This is a genomic window from Pseudomonas sp. SHLD1 (assembly GCF_028640935.1).
Lineage (GTDB): Bacteria > Pseudomonadota > Gammaproteobacteria > Pseudomonadales > Pseudomonadaceae > Chryseomonas > Chryseomonas aestiva.
Map to the genome: position 1 here is coordinate 77,438 of NZ_JAQZAD010000035.1, position 22,228 is coordinate 99,665.

General features: G+C 66.6%; 19 protein-coding genes. 6 read left to right on the plus strand and 13 right to left on the minus strand.

The window, feature by feature from the left end; translation table 11 throughout:
• Positions 1–33: 33 nt before the first annotated feature.
• Together PVZ77_RS23990 and plsB are read right to left on the minus strand one after the other, a co-directional pair.
• Positions 34–516: a YbaY family lipoprotein gene (locus tag PVZ77_RS23990; protein WP_273808534.1), complete on the minus strand. Its 483-nt coding sequence runs from the start codon at positions 514–516 to the stop codon at positions 34–36.
• A 49-nt stretch (positions 517–565) separates the two neighbouring features.
• Positions 566–3,076 carry a glycerol-3-phosphate 1-O-acyltransferase PlsB gene (gene plsB / locus PVZ77_RS23995; RefSeq protein WP_273808535.1) on the minus strand — a complete coding sequence of 837 codons (2,511 nt, stop codon included), beginning with the start codon at positions 3,074–3,076 and terminating at the stop codon, positions 566–568.
• A 370-nt stretch (positions 3,077–3,446) separates the two neighbouring features.
• Between plsB and PVZ77_RS24000 the strand changes: the two genes are divergently transcribed.
• The gene (locus tag PVZ77_RS24000) at positions 3,447–3,659 is read left to right on the plus strand and encodes a cold-shock protein (protein WP_133862934.1); all 213 of its coding nucleotides are present in this window, start codon (positions 3,447–3,449) and stop codon (positions 3,657–3,659) included.
• 41 nt (positions 3,660–3,700) lie between these two features.
• On the opposite strand, the gene PVZ77_RS24005 is transcribed toward PVZ77_RS24000, so the two are convergent.
• From PVZ77_RS24005 to dapE, 3 genes are read right to left on the minus strand one after another with little or no spacing between them, the layout of a single operon-like run.
• Positions 3,701–4,084, minus strand: a complete 384-nt coding sequence (locus PVZ77_RS24005; RefSeq protein ID WP_273808538.1) for a hypothetical protein — start codon at positions 4,082–4,084, stop codon at positions 3,701–3,703.
• A gap of 5 nt (positions 4,085–4,089) precedes the next feature.
• A complete protein-coding gene (locus PVZ77_RS24010) occupies positions 4,090–4,902 on the minus strand; it encodes a putative RNA methyltransferase (protein WP_273808539.1) in 813 nt (270 codons plus the stop codon).
• Positions 4,899–6,041 carry a succinyl-diaminopimelate desuccinylase gene (dapE, locus tag PVZ77_RS24015; RefSeq protein WP_273808540.1) on the minus strand — a complete coding sequence of 381 codons (1,143 nt, stop codon included), beginning with the start codon at positions 6,039–6,041 and terminating at the stop codon, positions 4,899–4,901. Before dapE ends, PVZ77_RS24010 begins: the two co-directional genes overlap by 4 nt.
• Before the next feature lie 84 nt (positions 6,042–6,125).
• Between dapE and tcdA the strand changes: the two genes are divergently transcribed.
• A complete protein-coding gene (gene tcdA / locus PVZ77_RS24020) occupies positions 6,126–6,911 on the plus strand; it encodes a tRNA cyclic N6-threonylcarbamoyladenosine(37) synthase TcdA (RefSeq protein WP_273808542.1) in 786 nt (261 codons plus the stop codon).
• A 230-nt stretch (positions 6,912–7,141) separates the two neighbouring features.
• Here tcdA and mltF read toward each other — a convergent pair whose 3' ends face one another.
• Positions 7,142–8,626 carry a membrane-bound lytic murein transglycosylase MltF gene (gene mltF / locus PVZ77_RS24025; protein ID WP_273808543.1) on the minus strand — a complete coding sequence of 495 codons (1,485 nt, stop codon included), beginning with the start codon at positions 8,624–8,626 and terminating at the stop codon, positions 7,142–7,144.
• Positions 8,627–8,941: 315 nt separating this feature from the next.
• Here mltF and purL point away from each other — a divergent pair, with 315 nt between their 5' ends.
• The gene (gene purL / locus PVZ77_RS24030) at positions 8,942–12,841 is read left to right on the plus strand and encodes a phosphoribosylformylglycinamidine synthase (protein ID WP_273808544.1); all 3,900 of its coding nucleotides are present in this window, start codon (positions 8,942–8,944) and stop codon (positions 12,839–12,841) included.
• A gap of 105 nt (positions 12,842–12,946) precedes the next feature.
• Complete coding sequence (locus PVZ77_RS24035; RefSeq protein WP_273808546.1) at positions 12,947–13,261, plus strand: Nif3-like dinuclear metal center hexameric protein; 315 nt, start codon at positions 12,947–12,949, stop codon at positions 13,259–13,261.
• 3 nt (positions 13,262–13,264) lie between these two features.
• On the opposite strand, the gene PVZ77_RS24040 is transcribed toward PVZ77_RS24035, so the two are convergent.
• From PVZ77_RS24040 to PVZ77_RS24070, 7 genes are all read right to left on the minus strand, one after another.
• Positions 13,265–13,561, minus strand: coding sequence for a winged helix-turn-helix domain-containing protein (locus PVZ77_RS24040; protein ID WP_208694269.1), 297 nt, complete (start codon positions 13,559–13,561; stop codon positions 13,265–13,267).
• Between the two features lie 100 nt (positions 13,562–13,661).
• Positions 13,662–14,015 carry a HepT-like ribonuclease domain-containing protein gene (locus PVZ77_RS24045; RefSeq protein ID WP_273808548.1) on the minus strand — a complete coding sequence of 118 codons (354 nt, stop codon included), beginning with the start codon at positions 14,013–14,015 and terminating at the stop codon, positions 13,662–13,664.
• On the minus strand, positions 13,999–14,289 hold the full coding sequence (locus PVZ77_RS24050) for a nucleotidyltransferase family protein (protein ID WP_273808550.1): 291 nt from the start codon (positions 14,287–14,289) through the stop codon (positions 13,999–14,001). Before PVZ77_RS24050 ends, PVZ77_RS24045 begins: the two co-directional genes overlap by 17 nt.
• A gap of 159 nt (positions 14,290–14,448) precedes the next feature.
• Positions 14,449–17,280 (minus strand): valine--tRNA ligase, encoded by a 2,832-nt coding sequence (locus PVZ77_RS24055; RefSeq protein ID WP_273808551.1) that lies wholly within the window; start codon positions 17,278–17,280, stop codon positions 14,449–14,451.
• Between the two features lie 87 nt (positions 17,281–17,367).
• Positions 17,368–17,730: a hypothetical protein gene (locus PVZ77_RS24060; protein ID WP_273808552.1), complete on the minus strand. Its 363-nt coding sequence runs from the start codon at positions 17,728–17,730 to the stop codon at positions 17,368–17,370.
• Between the two features lie 4 nt (positions 17,731–17,734).
• Complete coding sequence (locus PVZ77_RS24065) at positions 17,735–18,163, minus strand: DNA polymerase III subunit chi (RefSeq protein WP_273808553.1); 429 nt, start codon at positions 18,161–18,163, stop codon at positions 17,735–17,737.
• Positions 18,164–18,375: 212 nt separating this feature from the next.
• Positions 18,376–19,875 carry a leucyl aminopeptidase gene (locus PVZ77_RS24070; RefSeq protein WP_273808554.1) on the minus strand — a complete coding sequence of 500 codons (1,500 nt, stop codon included), beginning with the start codon at positions 19,873–19,875 and terminating at the stop codon, positions 18,376–18,378.
• 171 nt (positions 19,876–20,046) lie between these two features.
• On the opposite strand from PVZ77_RS24070, the gene lptF reads away from it, so the two are divergent.
• Both lptF and lptG read left to right on the plus strand, forming a co-directional pair.
• Positions 20,047–21,159: an LPS export ABC transporter permease LptF gene (gene lptF, locus PVZ77_RS24075; RefSeq protein WP_273808555.1), complete on the plus strand. Its 1,113-nt coding sequence runs from the start codon at positions 20,047–20,049 to the stop codon at positions 21,157–21,159.
• Positions 21,156–22,217: an LPS export ABC transporter permease LptG gene (gene lptG / locus PVZ77_RS24080; protein WP_133863132.1), complete on the plus strand. Its 1,062-nt coding sequence runs from the start codon at positions 21,156–21,158 to the stop codon at positions 22,215–22,217. Before lptF ends, lptG begins: the two co-directional genes overlap by 4 nt.
• The last annotated feature ends 11 nt before the right edge of the window (positions 22,218–22,228 follow it).

A 22,228-nucleotide genomic window follows, 5' to 3' on the forward strand; every position in this document is an offset into this window, starting at 1 on the left:
ATCCTAACACGCCACCCCGGGGCCTTTCGGCCCTCAGCGCACCGGCTGCAGCGGCAACTCCACTTCGCCACCACCGCTCAGATCCACGGTCACCGGCTCCTGGGTCAGGTACAGCGGGCGACCGCCGAGCAGGATGCGGCCGCTGAGCAGGTAGCGCTCGCCGCTCTTGACCTTGGCCGGGGCGTAGTCGAGGCGGAAGGGTACCTGGCCGGGCTGCTTGACGAACAGGGTGCGCTGGGCCAGGCGACCGGCAGGGGTGTCGCCGGCACTGGCGCTGTAGAGGCTGACGGTGAGCTTGGCGGTGGGCGGCACCGGCTCGTTGGCGGTAAAGGTGGCCTGGCCGCTGAGGCTGGTCATGCTCGGCTGGGCCGGCACGCCAGGAGTGGTGGTCTGCGGCTGCTCGGTGGGCGGCAGCGGCTGGCCGGCGGGCGGCGGTGGCGTCGCGGGGCCGGGGCGCAGCCCGCTACAGGCGCTGAGCAGCAGCGAGGTGGCGAGCAGGGTGGCGATTCTCTTCATGGGTAGATCCTGGGACTGAAATCGACTGCTGTGACCCATGGACGCCAGCTTAGTTGCCGGCGACCGCAGGGGATTCGGGATCCGGCAGGTCGGGCGCATCGGGGCGGTCCAGCGCCACCTGACGAATCGACAGGCGGATCTCCGCCGGCAGCACCCGCTTGCCGGCGCCTTCGGCCAGTTCGCCCAGCAATTCGTGATGGCCCAGGGTGCCATCGTCGGCCTTGCGCAGCACACCCTCGGCCAGCAGCGTCTGGATGAAGTGGCGGAACAGCGACTTGTCGAAGAATTCCGGCGCATTGAGGCCATGCAGCACCGACAGCCGCTGGGCCATCACGGTGCAGAGTTCTTCCAGCTGCGGCGCGGTCAGGCTGTTCTGGCCGTGGTTCAGGATCAGTGCGGTGGTCATGTAGTAGCGCTGCAGGGTCTGCAGGATGGCCCGCGCCAGCAGGGTGAGGCGGACGAATTGCCGCGAGCTGGGCGCCGCACGCACGAAGACGTCGTCCTCGATACGCAGCAGGCCGCGCTCCACCATGGCTTCCAGCCAGCCGTCCAGCACCAGGGGCAGCTCCTCGCGCTCCCAGTGGATGAACAATTCGGCCTGCAGATAGGGATAGAGCGCCAGGGCGAATCTATGGATCAGCTCGCGGGTCATGCGCCCGGTGTTCTGGAAGAAGCTGGCGATCAGCGCCGGGATGGCGAAGAGGTGCAGGACGTTGTTGCGATAGTAGGTCATCAGCACCGCGTTCTGCTCGTCCAGGTAGAGGATGCGCCCCAGGGCGTCCTGCTGCTCGGAGAGGAAACCCAGGGCGCGCACCTCTTCGATGATCGCCTGGCCGTCGCCCTCGGGCAGGGTGACGCTGGTGGAGTAGGGCACCCGCTTCAGCAGATCCAGATAGAGGTCGATGGCGCGTACCAGGGCGCCTTCGTCGAGGGCCTGACGATGGGTCGAGAGCAGCGCCAGGGCCACCAGGTTGACCGGGGTGACGGCCGCCGCGGCATTGATGCGGCGTACCACCCGCTCGCCCAGTTCGTGGGTGACCGAATTGAACCAGGCGGGCTTCAGGTCTTCGTCGAGGGGTTCGTCGCGCCAGCCCGGGCGGCGGGCATCGAGGAAGCCCTGCAGCGGGATGGGCTCGCCGAAGTTGACCCAGACCCGACCGAAGCGCTGGCGCAGGGCGCCAAAGACCTTGACCAGGTCGAAGATGGATTCCTTCTTCTTGGCCGCACCGCGCAACTCGCCCAGGTAGGTGCGCCCCTCGAAGACCTTCTCGTAGCCGATGTACACCGGTACGAAGACGATAGGGCGCCGCGAATCGCGGAGGAAGCTGCGCAGGGTCATGGCCAGCATGCCGGTGCGCGGCTGCAGGGTCCGTCCGGTGCGCGAGCGACCGCCCTCGACGAAGTACTCAGTGGAGAAGCCGCGGCTGAACAGGCTGTGCAGGTATTCGTTGAACACCGCCGCATAGAGGGCGTTGCCCTTGAAGCTGCGCCTCATGAAGAAGGCCCCGCCGCGACGCAGGATATTGCCCACCACCGGCATGTCCAGGTTGATGCCGGCGGCGATGTGCGGCGGGGTCAGGCCGTTCTGGAACAGCAGGTACGACAGCAGCAGGTAGTCGATGTGGCTGCGGTGGCAGGGGACGTAGACCACCGTATGACCGGGCGCCATCTCCTGGATCCGCTCGATGTGGCTGACCGTGACGCCGTCATAGATGCTGTTCCAGAACCAGCGCAGGCCGACGTCCAGGCAGCGCACCACCGGATAGGAGAAGTCCGAGGCGATCTCGCGCGCATAGTGCGCCGCCTCGTCTTCGATGCGCCCGGGGGTGGCCTTGCGCTGGGCGATCTCATGGGCGATGGTCGCCCGCACCTGGGGCGCGCGGAGCAGGCCGCGCAGCAGGGTACGGCGGTGCGAGAGGTCCGGGCCGATCACCGCCTGGCGCACGTTGCGGAAGTGGATGCGCAGCCGCCGCATCACCAGGCGCTCCAGGCGTTGCGGGTCGGGACGCTGGCTGGCCAGTTCGCCCAGCGACAGCGGCTTGGAGAATTGCACCCGGGTCAGCCGGCCCAGCACCAGGATGCGCGCCAGCTTGCGCAGCCGTCCGGTCACCACCCAGTTGTCCGCCCAGAGCAGTTTCCAGGGACTGGTCTCGCGATCCGGCGACTGGCCCCAGAAGACGCTGACCGGTACCAGCTGGACGTCTTCCAGCTGCTGCTCGGTCACCGTGGCCACCACCCGGCGCAGGGTAGGAGGTACCGAGCGCCGGGCGGGGCGCCCGCGCCAGTTCGCCTTGCCGGTGGCGTTGAAGTAGGCCAGCGGTTCGGTCTTGCTCCCCAGCACCAGCGGGCGTAGCGGTCGCGGCAGGCCGGCCTTGCGGCATTCCCGGTCGAGCACCGCCAGATCGCTCAACGAGGCCTCGGGCAGGACATAGAGCACCGGCTTGGCGGGATCGATGCGGCTGAGCAGGCTGGCCGCCTGGGTGGTCTCGGAGCGGACCCAGAGATAGAGCAGGCGCTTGAGCAGCGAGAAGGCCAGCAGGCGCAGCGGCGAACGGGTCATGGAGGGCTACCGGATTGACGAGGCGGCAGTGTGCCGGATGGCCTGGCGGGCGTAAAACCGCCCGTGTCGTTCTCTCTTCGACCCGGCAGTCGGCGGCTTGTCCCCGCTGTCGAAAAAATGCCGCTCAAATCGTCGAAAACCCGGCGTTGGCGCGGCTTCCAGCCGTGATGGCACTTTGCGTAAAGAACGTTGCTTTTGCCAGGGAAGCCATGCTTTATAAGACGTCGGCAGCTTCCTGCCGCTGGTCGGACCGCGACGCCAACCCGGCAACCGGTTCGATGCTCGATCTGTACCGATACAACAAGGCAACCCGAGCGCCCAGCTTGTGGCGAGCGGGGATAGGAAATCCAGAAAGCTTCGGAGAGATGTGATGGGTGAGCAACGCGAAACCGGGACCGTCAAGTGGTTCAATGACGCCAAGGGATATGGATTCATTCAACGCGAGGGCGGTGCCGACGTGTTCGTTCACTACCGCGCCATCCGCGGCGAAGGTCATCGTTCCCTGAACGAAGGCCAGCAGGTGGAATTTTCGGTGATCGAGGGCCAGAAGGGCCTCCAGGCCGAAGACGTCGCCCAGGTCTAGATCCGTGGCGCGAGGAGCGCAAGGCTCCTCGCGCCTTCAGTTCACTCGGTGCGCCAGACGATCTCTTCGACGCCCGCGTCCGTCACCTTCAGCCAGCGATCGGCGGCTTCTTCCTCTTCTTCCTCGCTCCAGCCGCTCGGGGCGCAGCGCACCTGTACCTGCAGGGCTGCATAGGCATCGCGGGCGCAGGCCAGGTCATCCACCCAGGGCGACACATCGCTTTCCAGCAGCAGGCTGTGCCACTTGCCGACCGCCTTCGGCAGCCAGGTCACCGGAATCGACTCGCCGCCATAGCGCAGGGTGCATTTGAAGGTCTGTCCGCGCGCCTGCCAGATGCAGGGCATGGCGAACACCTGTTCGAGCCAGGCCGAGACGGCGTCCTGATCGACGTCCTTGAGGTAGATTTCGATATCGGGCTGGCGCATGGGGCTTAGGCTCCGGATTTGATGATCCAATCGTAACGTACTGCCACCCGCATTTCGAAGGGCTCGGCCAGGACCCGCTCGCGGCGCTCGGCGTTGACGCGCCAGCCGTGGGGCGTCATGGCCAGCAGGTCTTCGCGGGTCTGGCGCTCGGCCAGCGGCAGCACGAATTCGAGCCCCTCGCTGTGGGCCAGTTCCAGGCCCGGTGGCAGATCCTGCAGGTGCTTGTCCTCGGCATAGTCGCGCACCTCGTCATAGAGTCGCTGGCGCAGCTCCAGCAGGTGGGCGCTGGCCGGCCCCAGGCGCAGGATGCCGCCGCCGGGTGCCAGCACGCGCTGGGCTTCGCTCCAGTCGATAGGGCTGAAGACGCTGGCCAGCAACTGGCAACTGGCGTCTGGCAGCGGCAGGCGCGCCATGCTCGCCACCAGCCAGGTCAGGGCCGGGGTACGCCGGCAGGCGCGGCGCACCGCCTCGCGGGAAATGTCCAGGGCATAGCCGTCGGCTGCGGGCAGGGCCTGGGCCAGGCGCGCGGTATAGAAGCCTTCGCCACAGCCCACGTCGATCCAGCGCTGGGGCGCGCGTTCGGCGGCCAGGTGCGCCAGGCGCTCGGCCAGGGGCGCATAGTGACCGGCATCGAGAAAGCGTCGGCGTGCCTCGACCATGGCGGCGTTGTCGCCCGGGTCCAGGCTCTTCTTGTGTTGCACCGGCAGGAGATTCAGATAGCCCTGGCGGGCACGGTCGAAACGATGGCCGGCGGCGCAACCGACGCCACCCTCGAGTTCGGCCAGCGGGGCCTGGCAGAGCGGACAGATCAGCTTCATGCCAGCAACCGTACCAGGGTGCCGTAGTACACCTCGGTCAGCAGATCCAGGTCGCTGGCCAGGACGTGCTCGTCCACCTGGTGAATGGTGGCGTTGACCGGACCCAGTTCCACCACCTGGGCGCCCAGGGTGGCGATGAAGCGACCATCCGAGGTGCCGCCACTGGTGGAGGCTTCGGGGCGATAGCCGGTGACCGCGTCCACGCTGGCCGAGACGGCGTCGAGCAGGTCGCCCGGCTCGGTGAGGAAGGGCAGGCCGGACAGCGACCAGTCGATGTGCCAGTCCAGGCCGTGGCGATCAAGAATGGCCTCTACGCGGGCCTGCAGGCCTTCCACGGTGGATTCGGTGGAGAAACGGAAGTTGAACAGCGCCTGCAGTTCGCCCGGCACCACATTGCCGGCACCGGTGCCGGAATTGAGGTTGGAGATCTGGAAGCTGGTGGGCGGGAAGAAGGCGTTGCCATCGTCCCACTGCTCGGCGGCGAGATCCGCCAGGGCCTGGGCCGCCAAATGGATGGGATTGCGTGCGAGGTGCGGATAGGCCACATGACCCTGCTTGCCACGCACGGTCAGGCGGCCGTTGAGCGAGCCACGGCGACCGTTCTTGACCACGTCCCCCAGCAACCGGGTGCTGGAGGGTTCGCCGACGATGCACCAGTCCAGGCGCTCGCCGCGCGCGCGCAGGCGCTCCACCACGGCGCGAGTGCCGTGCAGGGCCGGGCCTTCCTCGTCGCTGGTAATCAGGAAGGCGATGGCGCCACGGTGGTCGGGATGGCCGGCGACGAAGCGCTCCACGGCGATGATCATGCTTGCCAGGCTGCCCTTCATGTCGGCGGCGCCCCGGCCGCGCAGCATGCCGTCGGCATCCACGTGGGCATTGAAGGGGGCCTGCTGCCAGGCCTCCAGCGGGCCGGTGGGCACCACGTCGGTGTGACCGGCGAAGCACAGCACCGGACCGTCGCCGCCACGGCGCGCCCAGAAGTTGTCCACCTCTTCGATGCGCAGGGGTTCGAGGGCGAAGCCCAGGCGCTCCAGGCGCTGCATCATCAGGGCCTGGCAGCCTTCGTCCAGCGGCGTGACCGAAGCCCGGCCGATCAGGTCGCAGGCGAGTTCCAGGGTGGGGGTGAGGGCGGTGGTCATGGCGGGTCCCGGGAGGCAGCTAGGGTTCAGGGGGAGCGGTATGGTAAAGGAAAACCTATACTGTGGCTTTTGTGGAAAGCCTTCATGACGTTCGATGAACAACGCTTCGGCGGGATCGCCCGGCTCTATGGGCAGGAGGCCGTCGAGCGCCTGGCCGCCAGTCACGTCGCCGTGGTCGGCATCGGTGGCGTGGGTTCCTGGGCCGCCGAGGCCCTGGCGCGCAGCGGTGTCGGTCGCATCAGTCTGTTCGATCTGGACGACGTCTGCGTCAGCAACACCAATCGCCAGGTACATGCGCTGGAAGGGCAGGTGGGGCGGCCCAAGGTCACGGTGATGGCCGAGCGCATCCAGGCCATCAATCCGGCCTGCGTGGTCAAGGCGGTGGCGGACTTCGTCACCCGCGAGACCATGGCCGACTACATCACCGAAGAACTCGACCTGGTGCTGGACTGCATCGACAGCGTGGCCTCCAAGGCGGCGCTGATCGCCTGGTGCAAGAGGCGCAAGATCGCCATCGTCACCACCGGCGGCGCCGGCGGTCAGATCGATCCCACCCAGATCCAGGTGGTGGACCTCAATCGCACCTACAACGACCCCCTGGCCTCGCGGGTGCGCTCGCTGCTGCGCCGCGACTACGGCTTCTCGCGCAATCCCAGTCGCCACTACAGCGTGCCCTGCGTCTTTTCCACCGAGCAGCTGCGCTATCCAAAGCCGGACGGCAGCGTCTGCCAGCAGAAGAGTTTCGTCGGCGAGGGGGTCCGCCTGGACTGCGCCGGTGGCTTCGGCGCGGTGATGATGGTCACCGCCACCTTCGGCATGGTCGCCGCGGCCCGCGCCGTGGACAAGTTGATCCAGAAGCCGAAGGCATAGCGCTTTTCGCAGGTTGGGTTGAGCGCAGCGAAGCCCAACGGTGACCAGGTCGAGCCCGCCATGTTGGGCTTCGGCGGTAAAGCTGTCTCAACCCAACCTACGTCCTGAAGAGGGACTTGGTTAGGTAGGGTGGACAACGGCGCAGCCTTGTCCACGCGGGCGGATGCCGGGGCGCCAGTGGAAAACGCTGCCGCGGTTTTCCACGCTACGGGTATCGAGCGCACCGTGCCTCACATGTCCTGGGGCGTTTCCCGGGCGGGGCGGTCGTCGGCGATGGCGGGGACGTGCAGGCCGGTCTTGGCCAGTTGCTGGCCTTCCATCTGCGGCTGGGTGGTCCAGGTGAGGATGTCGTAATAACGGCGCACGTTCTGCACGAACTCCACCGTTTCGCCGCCGCGGGCGTAGCCGTAGCGGGTCTTGCTGTACCACTGCTTCTGCGCCAGGCGCGGCAGCATCTTCTTCACGTCCAGCCAGCGATCCGGGTCCAGGCCCTGGGATTCGGCCAGGCGGCGGGCGTCGAGGATGTGGGCGATGCCGATGTTGTAGGTGGCCAGGGCGAACCAGGTGCGATCCGGTTCGTGGATGCTGTCGGGCAACTCGTCGCGGATCTGGTCGAAATACTTGGCGCCACCGGTGATGCTCTGCTCCGGATCCAGGCGGTTGGCGACGCCCATGGCCTGGGCCGTGTTGTTGGTCAGCATCATCAGGCCGCGCACCCCGGTCTTGGAGGTGGCGTCCGGGGTCCACAGCGACTCCTGGTAGCCCATGGCAGCAAGCAGGCGCCAGTCCAACTGATGCTTCTGCGCCACCTTGCGGAAGTGCTTCTCGTACTTGGGCAGGCGTTCTTGCAGGTGCTGGGCGAAGGTGTAGGCGCCCACATAGCCAAGGACGTCGACGTGACCGTAGTAGCGCTCCTTGAGCTGCTGCAGGGTGCCGTCGCGGCGGACCTTGTCGAGGTAGGTGTTGACCGCATCGAGCAGGCTGTCGTCCGCGCCGGGTTGCAGCGCCCAGGCCTGGCCCTGGTTGTCGCCCAGGTCGAAGGCCACCCGCACGTTGGGGAAGTACACCTGGTTCATGGCCAGTTCGTTGGAATCCACCAGGGTCAGGTCGATCTGGCCTTCGTCGACCATGCGCAACAGGTCGCTGACCTCCACCTGATCGGACTCGTCGAAGGTGAGTCCCGCTACCTGAGCCTGCAACGCCCTGAGCTGCTGCGCCTGGCTGCTGCCCTTGAGCACCAGGATGCGCTTGCCGACCAGATCCTTGGGCGTGCTGGGGCGGACGGTGCCGTTGCGGTAGATGACCTGGGGCACCACGTCCAGATAGCTGCGGGAAAATTTCAGATTCTGGCGATTGATCGAAGGCGTGAGGCCGGCCGCGGCGATCACCGGGCCGTCCGGCGCGGTCAGGCGATTGAAGAGGTCGTCGAGGTTGTCGGCGGTGCTGATTTCCAGGCGCACCTTGAGCGATTCGGCGAAGCCCTTGACCAGTTCGTATTCGAAACCGGTCTCGCCGTTGCGGTCCTGGAAGTAGGTCGCCGGACTGTTGCGCGTCACCACGCGCAGCACACCCGCCTGCTGCACCTGCTCCAGCGCGGTCGGCTTGGGCGGCGCAGGCACGTCGGCCTCCCCGCAGCTCATGAGCAAGGCGAGGAAGGGCAGGGTAAGCCAGGCGAATCGCTTGAAGGCTCTATTCAAATGGGCTAGCTCGGCCATACGGCATCAAAACGGCACTGGCGCCTTGCTGACGCGCCTCATCGGTGGCCCCTCCGGGCACTCGTTATGGTCGGGGCGCTCCGCGCCACCGGTCCGGCCAAAGGCTCTATCCTGAGCCCAATGGGGAGCCGCGTCCATGGGGCGCGGCAGGCCGTAACGGCGGGCAGTATACGCGAGAAGTGGCACAGCGCCCATTTTATACATACAGGGGTGGTGGTAAGGCTGCATGAACCCTCGTCGCCGGAAGGTGTCCCCGGCGCGCCTTTAGGCTAGAATGCACGGCCCCAAAGTGACTTGGCCCCGAGGCTGTCCCCGATGCTGATCCTGCGCGGCGCTCCCGCTCTTTCTTCGTTCCGTCACGGCAAACTTCTCGACCAGCTGACTCGCCTGGTTCCCGGTGTCTCCGGGCTCTATGCCGAGTTCGTTCATTTCGCCGAAGTCGCCGGCACCCTGAGCGCGGAGGAAGAGGGCATCCTCGGCCGACTGCTGCAATACGGCCCCAGCGTCCCCCAGCAGGAACCCAGCGGCGCACTGTTCCTCATCGTGCCCCGCCTGGGCACGATCTCGCCCTGGTCGAGCAAGGCCACCGACATCGCCCACAACTGTGGCCTCGCGCAGATCGAGCGCCTGGAGCGCGGCGTGGCCTACCATGTCGCCGGCGAACTGGACGCCGCCGCCCACGCGCAGCTGGCCGCGGCCCTGCATGACCGCATGACCCAGCGCGTGCTGCCGGCCCTGGACGCCGCTGCCGACATCTTCAGCCATGCCACGCCCAGGCCGCTCACCGCGGTGGACGTGCTCGGCGGTGGTCACGCCGCGCTGGAGCAGGCCAATCTCGAGCTGGGCCTGGCCCTGGCCGATGACGAGATCGACTACCTGGTCAAGAGCTTCACCGCCCTGGGGCGCAACCCCCATGACATCGAACTCATGATGTTCGCCCAGGCCAACTCCGAGCACTGCCGGCACAAGATCTTCAATGCCAGCTGGGACCTCGACGGCGAGAGCCAGGAGAAGTCGCTGTTCGGCATGATCAAGAACACCTACGAGATGAACCGCACCGGCGTGCTGTCCGCCTACAAGGACAACGCCGCGGTCATGGAAGGCTTCACCGCCGGGCGCTTCTACCCCGACGCCGAGTCCCGCGAGTACGGGGCGCACAGCCAGCCCGTGCACATCCTGATGAAGGTGGAGACCCACAACCACCCGACCGCCATTGCCCCCTTCCCCGGCGCCTCCACCGGCTCCGGCGGCGAGATCCGCGACGAAGGCGCCACCGGCCGCGGCTCCAAGCCCAAGGCGGGCCTGACCGGCTTCACCGTCTCCAACCTGAACATCCCCGGTTTCGAGCAGCCCTGGGAGCAGCCCTACGGCAAGCCCGAGCGCATCGTCACCCCCCTGGACATCATGATCGAAGGCCCGCTGGGTGGCGCCGCCTTCAACAACGAATTCGGTCGCCCGGCCCTGGCCGGCTACTTCCGCACCTTCGAACAGCAGGTCCAGACCCCCCGCGGTCCCGAGGTGCGTGGCTACCACAAGCCGATCATGCTCGCCGGCGGCCTGGGCAACATCCGCGCCGACCACGTGCAGAAGGGCGACATCTCGGTGGGTGGCAAGCTCATCGTGCTGGGCGGTCCGGCCATGCTGATCGGCCTGGGCGGCGGCGCGGCCTCGTCCATGTCCACCGGCGCCAGCTCCGCCGACCTGGATTTCGCCTCGGTGCAGCGCGAGAACCCGGAAATGGAGCGTCGCTGCCAGGAGGTCATCGACCGCTGCTGGCAGCTGGGTGAAAACAACCCCATCACCTTCATCCACGACGTGGGTGCGGGCGGCCTGTCCAACGCCTTCCCCGAGCTGGTCAACGATGCCGGTCGCGGCGGTCGTTTCGAATTGCGCAACGTGCCCAACGACGAGCCGGGCATGAGTCCGCTGGAGATCTGGTGCAACGAGTCCCAGGAGCGCTACGTGCTCTCCGTGGACGCCGAGAACTTCGAGACCTTCAAGGCCATCTGCGAACGCGAGCGTTGCCCCTTCGCCGTGGTCGGCGAAGCCACCGAGGAGCGCCAGCTGACCGTGGCCGACAGCCACTTCGGCAACCACGCCGTGGACATGCCGCTGGACGTCCTGCTCGGCAAGCCGCCGCGCATGCACCGCAGCGCGACCCGGGAAGCCGAACTGGGCGACGCCTTCGACGGCGCCGGCCTGGACCTGACCGAGTCGGTGGAGCGCGTCCTGCGCCACCCGGCCGTGGCCAGCAAGAGCTTCCTGATCACCATCGGCGACCGCACCATCACCGGCCTGGTCGCCCGCGACCAGATGGTCGGCCCCTGGCAGGTGCCGGTGGCCGACTGCGCCGTGACCGCCACCAGCTTCGACGTCCACACCGGCGAAGCCATGGCCATGGGTGAACGCACCCCGCTGGCGCTGCTCGACGCGCCCGCCTCGGGCCGCATGGCCATCGGCGAGACCATCACCAACCTGGCCGCCGCACGCATCGAGAAGCTCGGCGACATCAAGCTGTCCGCCAACTGGATGGCCGCTGCCGGCCACCCGGGCGAAGACGCGCGCCTCTATGAGACCGTCAAGGCGGTGGGCATGGAGCTGTGCCCGCAGCTGGGCATTACCATCCCGGTCGGCAAGGACTCCATGTCCATGAAGACCCGCTGGCAGGACGGCGGCGAAGACAAGAGCGTCACCGCGCCGCTGTCGCTGGTGATCACCGGCTTCGCCCCGGTGCAGGACATCCGCCGCACCCTGACCCCCCAGCTGCGCCTGGACAAGGGCCAGACCGACCTGATCCTCATCGACCTGGGTCGCGGCCAGAATCGCCTGGGCGGCTCCATCCTCGCCCAGACCCATGGCAAGCTCGGCCGGCAGGCCCCCGACGTCGACCAGGCCGAAGACCTCAAGGCCTTCTTCGCGGTGATCCAGGGTCTCAACCAGGACGGCCTGCTGCTGGCCTACCACGACCGTTCCGACGGTGGCCTCATCACCACCGTGGTGGAAATGGCCTTCGCCGGTCACTGCGGCCTGGCCCTGCGCCTGGACGCCCTGGCCGCCGACCGTGACGAGCTGACCCGCGCGCTGTTCGCCGAAGAACTGGGCGCGGTCATCCAGGTGCCCCAGGACTTCACCCACGAGGTGTTGGCCCAGTTCAGCGCGGCCGGTCTGGAAGACTGCGTGGCGGTGATCGGCAACCCGGTCAACGGCTACGAGATCAACATCCACTACCACGACGAGCACCTCTACCGGGCCGAGCGGCGCATGCTGCAGCGCGTCTGGAGCGAGACCAGCTTCCAGATCCAGCGCCTGCGCGACAACGCCGAGTGCGCCCAGCAGGAATTCGATGCCCTGCTGGAAGAGGATCATCCGGGTCTGTCGGCCAAACTGGCCTTTGATCCCAATGAAGACATCTGCGCCCCCTACATCAAGAAGGGCGTGCGGCCGCAGGTTGCCATCCTGCGCGAGCAGGGCGTCAACGGTCAGGTGGAGATGGGCGCGGCCTTCGATCGCGCCGGCTTCGCCGCCATCGACGTGCACATGAGCGACATCCTCTCCGGGCGCATCGACCTGGCGGACTTCAAGGGCGTGGTGGCCTGTGGCGGCTTCTCCTATGGCGACGTCCTCGGCGCCGGCGGTGGCTGGGCCAAGTCCATCCTGTTCAACGCCCGTGCCCGTGACGGCTTCCAGCAGTTCTTCGAGCGCACCGACACCTTTACCCTGGGCGTGTGCAACGGCTGCCAGATGGTCGCCAACCTGCGCGAACTGGTGCCCGGCAGCGAATTCTGGCCGCGCTTCGTGCGCAACCGCTCCGAGCAGTTCGAGGCGCGGGTGGCCATGGTCCAGGTGCAGGATTCGCCCTCGCTGTTCCTCGCCGGCATGGCCGGGTCGCGACTGCCCATCGCCATCGCCCACGGCGAAGGCTTCGCCGAGTACCCGAACCAGCAGGCGCTGGTCGCCGCTGACGTCTCCGGCACCGTGGCGCTGCGCTATGTCGATGGTCACAGCAAGGTCACCGAGACCTATCCGGCCAACCCCAACGGCTCGCCGCTGGGCATCACCGGTCTGTCCAGTCAGGACGGTCGCGTGCTCTTGATGATGCCGCACCCCGAGCGCTGCTTCCGCGCCGTGCAGAACTCCTGGATCCCGGCCGACTGGCAGGGCGAGGACGGCGGCTGGATGCGCCTGTTCCGCAATGCGCGGGTCTGGGTGGACTAGGTCCGCCGGCTTGCCGCTCTGACGAAACCCGCGCCCAGGCGCGGGTTTCGTCTTTCTGGGAAGGGCTTAAGCTGAGGGGGTCGTCCAGCGTCCCCGGAGTTCTCGATGCTCAAACTGTGTTTCTACGTCCCCGACTCTCACCTTGAAGCCGTCAAGCAGGCGATCTTCGCCACGGGCGGCGGTCGCATCGGCCGCTACGACAGCTGCTGCTGGCAGGTCCAGGGCCTCGGCCAGTTCCGCCCGTTGCCAGGCAGCCAGCCGCACCTGGGCGAGCAGGGCAGTCTCGAACGCGTGGCGGAATGGCGGGTGGAACTGGTGCTGGCTGACGAGCTGATCGCCCGCCAGGCTGTGGCGGCGCTCAAGGCCGCGCATCCCTATGAGACGCCGGCCTATGACGTGGTACAGGTGCTGGATTTCTAGGTGTCAGGGATAGCCCAGGACCGTCTTGATCCGCGGCAATTCACGCTCTACCCAGCGTGGATCCACCGCGCCCCAGTCGCGGATCTCGTAGCCGCCGGCGTTGTTGCGGGCGCCTTCGCCCTGCACGAACTGGCAGTCGATATCCAGATCGGCCAGGGCCAGCAGGGTGTCCTGGGCGGTACGCCGCGGCATACCGGTGGCGGTCATCAGGGCCGGTACGCTGGTGGCGGTGCCGCTGGCCACCAGCCAGGCCACATAGAGTCGGCGATAGAAGCTGGTCTTGGTCTTGCTCACGTCCATGTCATTGATCCTGATGAGCGCTAAGCGTTGATTTCAAAACAGTTGGAAGAAGATCCGAGACTCGAGAAAAAGCGTGTCTTTCGTCCGGCCGAAGTCACGCTTAGTTAGCGTCTCTCAAGGCGCCAAGCTGATCCAGCAGCCTGGGCAGATCGTCCCGGATGATGCTCCAGAGGATGTCGTCGTCGATACCCAGGTAACCATGGATCAGTCGATTGCGCGTCGCTATGACCTGGCGCCAGGGAATGTCCGGGTATCCCTCGCGCACTGGCGCTGGGATGCGTGTCGCCGCCTCGCCGATCAACTCGAGATTGCGCAGCGTCGCATCATAGACCAGGGTATTGGCCACGAAGGTAGTCCTGCTCAAGCCCGCGCAATAGGTGATGGCCTTCTCGGTGAAGTCGATCATGTCCTCTATATAGAAGGTCCAGAGGCGCTCCTCAGACATGTATGGCATCTCGCTCCACCAGCGGACGTAACTCGCCGCGTAGCGCTTTTTCAGTAACCAGATCGACGGGATGCCCCAGCTGATCTTCGAGGTGGAACTGCACGCCGAAGTAACGCTCCGAGGTGGCCGGTCCGTCGAAGTCGACCAGGATGTCGATGTCACTGTCGGCTCTGGCCATTCCTCGCGAAGCCGAGCCGAACAGGGCGAGTGAAACCAGCCCGTAGCGCGCGGCCAGATAGGGCTTGCTGAGGCGAAGCTTGGCCAGAATAACGTCGCGTTCCAAAGTCCTGACCTTGGCAGAGGAGATTCGAGTCAGTCTGGCATGGATCGGCAGGGGCTTCCAACTCGCTACCTCGTTGTCGGCTTCCCAGGCAGTGGGGTGACGGCTGACCGACCTGCATAAGGGAAAACGCCGCAGTCGTATCCGACTGCGGCGTTTGCGTTACAGCGTCGCGATGCGCTGCCGCTGGTCCACCAGCTTGGCCAGGGCCTGTTCGGCCTCGGCCAGTTTGGCGCGCTCCTTCTCCAGGACCTCGGCCGGGGCCTTGGCGACGAAACCTTCGTTGGCCAGCTTGCCGCCGACGCGCTTGACCTCGCCTTCCAGGCGGCCGATCTCCTTGTCCAGGCGCGTAAGTTCGGCGTCCTTGTCGATCAGGCCGGCCATGGGCACCAGTACTTCCATCTCGCCCACCAGGGTGGTGGCGGACATCGGCGCTTCCTCGCCGGTGGCCAGTACGCGGACCGATTCCAGCTTGGCCAGCTTGTTCAGCAGCGGCTCGAAGTCGGCCAGGCGGCGCTGGTCCTCGGCACTGGCATTGGCGACGATGATGTCGATGCGCTTGGCCATGGAGATCTTCATCTCGCCACGGATCTGGCGTACGCCCAGCATCAGCGCCTTGACCCACTCGATGTCGCCTTCGGCGGCGACGTCGATGCGCGCCTCGTTGGCCACCGGCCAGGGTTGCAGCATCAGGGTCTCGCCCTGGACACCGGCCGGCGCCTTGAGGCGCTGCCAGATCTCCTCGGTGATGAAGGGCATGAAGGGATGCGCCAGGCGCAGCACCACTTCCAGCACCCGCGCCAGGGTACGGCGAGTGCCGCGCTGACGCTCGAGGGAGGCGTTCTCGTCCCACAGTACCGGCTTGACCAGTTCCAGGTACCAGGCGCAGTACTCGTCCCAGACGAATTCGTAGAGCGCCTGGGTGGCCAGGTCGAAGCGGAAGGCGTCGAGCTGGCGGGTCACCTCGGCCTCGGTGCGTTGCAGCTGGGAGATGATCCAGCGGTCCACCGAGGACAGCTCGACGGCTTCGTCGTTGACGCCGGTGTCCTGGCCCTCGACGTTCTCCATGACGAAGTTCGCCGCGTTCCACAGCTTGTTGCAGAAGTTGCGATAGCCCTCGACGCGCCCCATGTCGAACTTGATGTCGCGACCGGTGGTGGCCAGGGAGCAGAAGGTGAATCTCAGGGCGTCGGTGCCGTAGCTGGCGATGCCGTCCGGGAATTCGGCGCGGGTCTGCTTGGCGATCTTCTCGGCCAGCTTGGGCTGCATCAGGCCGCTGGTGCGCTTCTCCAGCAGGGTATCCAGGTCGATGCCGTCGACGATGTCCAGCGGGTCGAGCACGTTGCCTTTGGACTTGGACATCTTCTGGCCCTGGCCATCGCGCACCAGACCATGGACGTAGACGGTCTTGAACGGGATCTGCCCGGTCAAGTGGGTGGACAGCATGATCATCCGGGCGACCCAGAAGAAGATGATGTCGAAGCCGGTGACCAGCACGTCGGTGGGGTGGAAGGTTTTCAGCGCCTCTGTCTGCTCGGGCCAGCCCAGGGTGGAGAAGGTCCACAGGCCGGAGCTGAACCAGGTGTCCAGGACATCGTCGTCCTGGCGCAGGGCGATGTCACCCAGGTTGTGCTTGGCGCGTACCTCGGCCTCGTCGCGACCGACGTAGACGTTGCCGGCCTGGTCGTACCAGGCGGGAATGCGGTGGCCCCACCAGAGCTGGCGGCTGATGCACCAGTCCTGGATGTCGCGCATCCAGCTGAAGTACATGTTCTCGTACTGCTTGGGCACGAATTGCACCTCGCCGCTCTCGACCACGGCGATGGCCTTCTCGGCCAGGGGCTTGGTGGAAACGTACCACTGGTCGGTCAGCCAGGGCTCGATCACGGTGCCGGAGCGATCGCCCTTGGGCACCTTGAGGGCGTGGTCGTCGATCTTTTCCAGGCGGCCGGCGGCCTCCAGGTCGGCGACGATGCGCTTGCGCGCCTCGAAGCGGTCCAGGCCGGCGTAGGCGGCGGGCAGGGTGGCGTCGAACATGCCGTTGACGCTGCCGTCCAGGTTGAACACCTGGGCGCCGGGAAGGACGGCCGCGTCGGCATCGAAGATGTTGATCAGCGGCAGGTTGTGTCGCTTGCCGACTTCATAGTCGTTGAAGTCGTGGGCCGGGGTGATCTTGACGCAGCCGGTGCCGAATTCGGGGTCGCAGTAGTCGTCGCCGACGATGGGAATGCGACGGCCCACCAGGGGCAGCTCGACGTACTGGCCGATCAGGTCCTTGTAGCGCGGGTCTTCCGGGTGCACGGCTACGGCCGCGTCGCCCAGCAGGGTCTCGGGGCGGGTGGTGGCGACCACCAGGTGGTCCATGCCCTCGGCGGTGCGGGCGCCATCGGCCAGCGGATAGCGCAGGTGCCAGAGGTGACCCTTCTCGTCATGACTTTCCACTTCCAGGTCGGAAATGGCGGTGTGCAGCTTGGTATCCCAGTTGACCAGGCGCTTGCCGCGATAGATCAGGCCGTCCTCGTGCAGGCGCACGAAGGCTTCCTTGACCGCCTCGGAGAGGCCCTCGTCCATGGTGAAGCGCTCGCGCGACCAGTCCACCGAGGAGCCCAGGCGGCGGATCTGCCGGCTGATGTTGCCGCCGGATTCGTTCTTCCATTCCCAGACCTTCTCCAGGAATTTCTCCCGGCCCAGGTCATGACGCGACAGGCCCTCGGCGCCGATGCGACGTTCCACCAGCATCTGGGTGGCGATGCCGGCGTGGTCCGTGCCCGGCTGCCAGAGGGTGTTGCGACCCTGCATGCGACGGAAGCGGATCAGGGCGTCCATGATGGCGTTGTTGAAGCCATGGCCCATGTGCAGACTGCCGGTCACGTTCGGCGGCGGGATCATGATGGTGTAGGGCTCGCCCGACCCCTGGGGCGCGAAATGGCCCTGGCGTTCCCAGGTCTGGTACCAGGAGGTTTCGATGGCGTGCGGCTGGTAGGTCTTGTCCATGGAGGGGGCTTTTGTCGCTGGAAGAGGAAAGCCTCCGAGTATAGCGACTCCGGCCCGCCGACGGCAGGGCGCCTTGGCGCCCCGCGCTCAGGGACGCTGCAGCAGTTCTTCCAGGCGCCGCTGCAGACGCCGCTGCAATTCGGCTTCCAGGCGCGGCAACTGCTCGTCGAGCAGCTCCTGGAGAATGGCCGGTGCTTCCTGGCGCAGGCGCACCTGGGCCAGGTCTTCGTGCGGCGCGCTGGGCGTCACCTCCTCGATGACGTCCGGCACGATCTGGTCGAGCAGCGGCGGAATGGCCTTGAGCCGCTCGGCGCTGGGCGCGATGACGTCGGAGAGGATGGGGATGCCATCGGCGCTGCTCGGCTGGACCGTGTTACGGCTCTTGTCGAGCACCTGGCGGATGGCTTCGAGGTCTTGCAGGACGTGCGCGGGAGGCTTGGTGCTGGTCATGAAATCAGACACGTGACAGCTGATGGTCCTGTAGAGCATAGCCAAGCTTGCGGTAGAAGCGAAAACCTTCGCGCATCGCCTGGCGGACTTCGGGGGCTTCGACGACCACTTCGGCGATCCGGGCGAAACCCGCATGGCAGGGCGGCGGGGCCAGGCTGAGGTTGATCAGCAGCTCACCCCTCAGCTCGGCGGGCGTGGTCAGGCCGAGCACTACCGGACTATCGCCGGATGTTTCCGCAAGATCGTGAGGAACGAAGCTGTCCGGGCGGAAGGCCCACAGCTGGTCATCCAGACGCTGGCGCTGTTCGGCGTCGGCACAATGCACATAGACCGGCATGCCCTGCTTCCAGGCCTTGTCCACCAGCCGGCAGGCAAAGGCCAGCCGCGCCGCGGGATCGGTGGAAGGCAGAACATAGAAGTCGACACGGGTCATTGCGGATCACGAAGAAGGGGAGGGAGGCGGCAAGGCCGCGACGTAGGGGCGTCGCGGCCTCTATAGGCGTTAGCGCGTGTTCAAAGTCTCGCGAGCTAGAGCCAAACAAGGCGAAAAGACCTGAGGAAGCGGAGTTTACAAAACGTAAATGAGCATTCCGAAGGTCTTTTCAACGCCGTTTGGCCGACGCGCAGCAGACTTTGAGCAGGTGCTTAGGCCTCGGCGGTGCGGTCGAGCAGGTACTGCACCAGCAGCGGGACCGGACGACCGGTGGCGGCCTTGTCCTTGCCGCCGCTGATCCAGGCGGTACCGGCCACGTCCAGGTGCACCCAGGGATAGGCCTTGGCGTAGCGCGCCAGGAAGCAGCCGGCGGTGATGGTGCCGGCCTTGGGGCCGCCGATGTTGGCCATGTCGGCGAAGGGGCTGTCCAGCTGCTCCTGGTACTCGTCGTGCAGCGGCAGTTGCCAGACGCGGTCGTCGGCGCGATCACCGGCCTGCTTGACCTGGTCGATCAGGGCATCGTCGTTGCCCATCAGGCCCGAGACCAGCGAACCCAGCGCGGTGATGCAGGCGCCAGTCAGGGTGGCGATGTCGATCACCGCCTTGGGCTGGAAGCGTTCGGCGTAGGTGAGGGTGTCGCACAGCACCAGGCGGCCTTCGGCGTCGGTGTTGAGGATCTCGATGGTCTGGCCGCTCATGCTGGTGACGATGTCACCCGGACGGGTGGCGGTGCCGCTGGGCATGTTCTCGGCCAGGGCCAGCAGGCCCACCACGTTGATCGCCGGCTTGAGCTCCATGAGGGCGCGGAAGGTGCCCAGGACGCTGGCGGCGCCGCACATGTCGTACTTCATCTCGTCCATGCCGGCGCTCGGCTTGATGCTGATGCCGCCGGTGTCGAAGGTGATGCCCTTGCCGACCAGGGTGTAGGGCTGGGCATTCTTGGCGCCACCCCGGTACTGCAGCACCACCAGGCGCGGCGGCTGGGCGCTGCCCTGGGCCACGGCGAGGAAGGAGCCCATGCCCAGTTCGCGCATCTTCTTCTCGTCGAGCACCTCGACGGAGAGTCCGGCGTCCTTGAACTGCTTGCCCAGGGCCTTGGCCTGATCGGCCACATAGACCGGGTTGCAGACGTTCGGCGGCAGGTTGCCGAAGTCCTTGGCGTAGGCGGTGCCATGGGTGATCGCCAGGGCATGGGCCAGGGCCCGCTCGGCCTCCGGCTGGGAGGCCTTGGTGGTGACCAGGGTCAGCTTCTTCAGCGGCCGCGGCTCGGCCTTCTTGCTCTTGAAGCGATCGAAGACGTAGTCGCCATCGGCCAGGGTCTCGGCCAGCAGGCGCAGGCGGGCATAACCATCGCGATTCTTGACCGGCACGTCGCCCAGGGCGATGGCGGCGTCGCTGCCGCCCAGGCTCTTGAGCACGCCCAGGGCGCCGCTGGCCAGTTTGCGGTACTGGCGGTCGGACAGTCCTTCGCTGGCGCCGCTACCCACCAGCAGCACGCGCTCGGCCTTGAGGCCGGGCAGGTTGGTCAGCAGCAGGGTCTGGCCGGCCTTGCCGGCGATGTCGCCGCGCTTGACGGCCGCGCTCAGGGCGCCGGAAGTGGCAGCGTCCACGGCGCTGGCCGCTGCGTCGAGCGCACCGCCTTCACCGACGGCCACGACCAGCGTGGCGGTTTTCAGGGTTTCCGGACGAGCGTTTTTGACGACGAATTCCATTAGGAGAAGCTCCCCAAGACAAACACATGAGTTCGCAGGATATAATGCGGGGCTTTCGCCAGGGCCTTTCCCGGCGATCGGCCTTCAACGGGTGGGCCTTGCAACGCAAGCCATGCAGCCGAGCTAGTGTGAGCGTTCGCGCCAGAGCCTGACAACCCTGGAGAATCCTGTTTGATCGTCTTCCGCTATCTGTCTCGAGAAGTTCTCACCACCCTCGGTGCGGTCAGTGCCGTGCTGCTGGTGATCATCATGAGCGGCCGCTTCATCAAGTACCTGGCCCAGGCGGCCCAGGGCCTGCTGGATCCGGGTGTGCTGCTGCTCATCATGGCCTACCGCATCCCCGGCTTCCTGCAGCTGATCCTGCCGCTGGGGCTCTTTCTCGGCTTCCTGCTGGCCTATGGCCGGCTGTACCTGGACAGCGAGATGACCGTGCTCACCGCCACCGGCCTGAGTCCGCGCCGCCTGCTGGCCTACAGCATGGCGCCCGCCGCGCTGGTGGCCCTGGTGGTTGCCTGGCTGAGCCTGTCGCTGGCGCCCCTGGGCGTGCAGAAGGTCACCACCATCCTCAACCAGCAGGACGCCATGACCGAGTTCGACACCCTCGAACCGGGCCGCTTCCAGTCGCTGCGGGACAACTCGCGGGTGACCTACACCGAGCGCCTGTCGGCGGATCGCAGCCAACTGGGCGGCGTCTTCATTTCCGAACGCAACACCTCCACCGTGGGTGGCAAGGACCGTGGCGTGGGCGTGCTGGTGGCCGACACCGGCCGGCAGGAAATCCACCCGGACGGCAGTCGCTACCTGATCCTGCAGAACGGCTTCCGCTACGATGGCGTCCCCGGCCAGGCCGACTACCGCGCGGTGCAGTACGACACCTACGGCGTGCTCCTGCCCAAGCCCGCGGTCAGCGAGGACATCAGCGAGCGTGACGCCGTCACCACCGGCGAACTCATGCGCAGCAACGAGCTGCAGTATCGCGGCGAACTGCAATGGCGGCTGTCGCTGCCGATCCTGGTGTTCATCGTGACCCTCATCGCCGTGCCCCTGGCCAAGGTCAATCCGCGCCAGGGCCGCTTCCTCAAGCTGCTGCCGGCGATCCTGCTGTACATGGCCTACCTGTCGCTGCTGATCGCCGCCCGCGGCGCACTGGACAAGGGCCGCCTGCCGCCGGCCATCGGCCTGTGGGGCGTGCACCTGCTGTTCCTGGTGCTCGGCCTGCTGCTGGCCTTCTGGGAACCGCTCAAGGCGCGTCTGCGCGGTCACAAGCCGGAGGTGGCGGCATGAACAAGCTCGACTGGTACATTGGGCGCACCGTTTTCGTCAGCATCCTCGCGGTGCTGGGCGTGATCGTCGGTCTGGCCCTGCTGTTCGCCTTCATCGACCAGCTCGGCGACTTCGACGACAACTACGGCGTCGCCGAGGCGCTCAAATTCGTCCTCTTGACCTCGCCGCGGCGCGCCTACGAGATGCTGCCCATGGCCGCGCTCATCGGCTGCCTGATCGGCCTGGGCACCCTGGCCAGCAGCAGCGAGCTGATCGTGATGCGCGCCGCCGGCGTTTCGCTGGGGCGCATCGTCTGGGCGGTGATGAAGCCGATGTTCGTGCTGCTCATCGCCGGCATCCTGGTTGGCGAGTACGTGGCGCCCTGGTCGGAAAACCTGGCCCAGAGCGGCCGGGCCCTGGCGCAGAGCGCCGGCAAGGCGCAGAGCTCGCGCCATGGCCTCTGGCATCGTCAGGGTCACGAGTACACCCATGTCAACGCGGTGCAGCCCAATGGCCTGCTGCTGGGCGTGACGCGCTACGAATTCGACGACAATCGCCACCTGCTGCAATCCAGCTTCGCCCAGCGCGGCATCTATCGCGGCGATCACTGGGAGCTGGAAAACGTCAGCATCACCGACTTCGGCAATCGCCAGACCAGCATCCGCCAGGAGCCCAAGGTGATCTGGAACGTCGAGCTGACGCCGCAGGTGCTCGACACCGTGATCATGGAGCCGGATGCGCTGTCGATTTCCGGGCTGTGGTGGTACATCCACTACCTGGCCGATCAGGGGCTGAGCAACAAGAGCTACTGGCTGGCGTTCTGGTCGAAGATCTTCCAGCCGCTGGTGACCGCCGCCCTGGTGCTGATGGCGATCTCCTTCATCTTCGGTCCGCTGCGTTCGGTGACCTTGGGGCAGCGGATCTTCACCGGGGTGATCATCGGCTTCGCCCTGCGGATCTTCCAGGATCTGCTCGGGCCATCCAGCCTGGTGTTCGGCTTCTCGCCGCTGCTGGCGGTGCTGGCACCGGCGCTGCTCTGCGCCGTGGCCGGGGTGCTGTTGCTGCGCCGGGCCGGCTAGCGCCGCCCGGC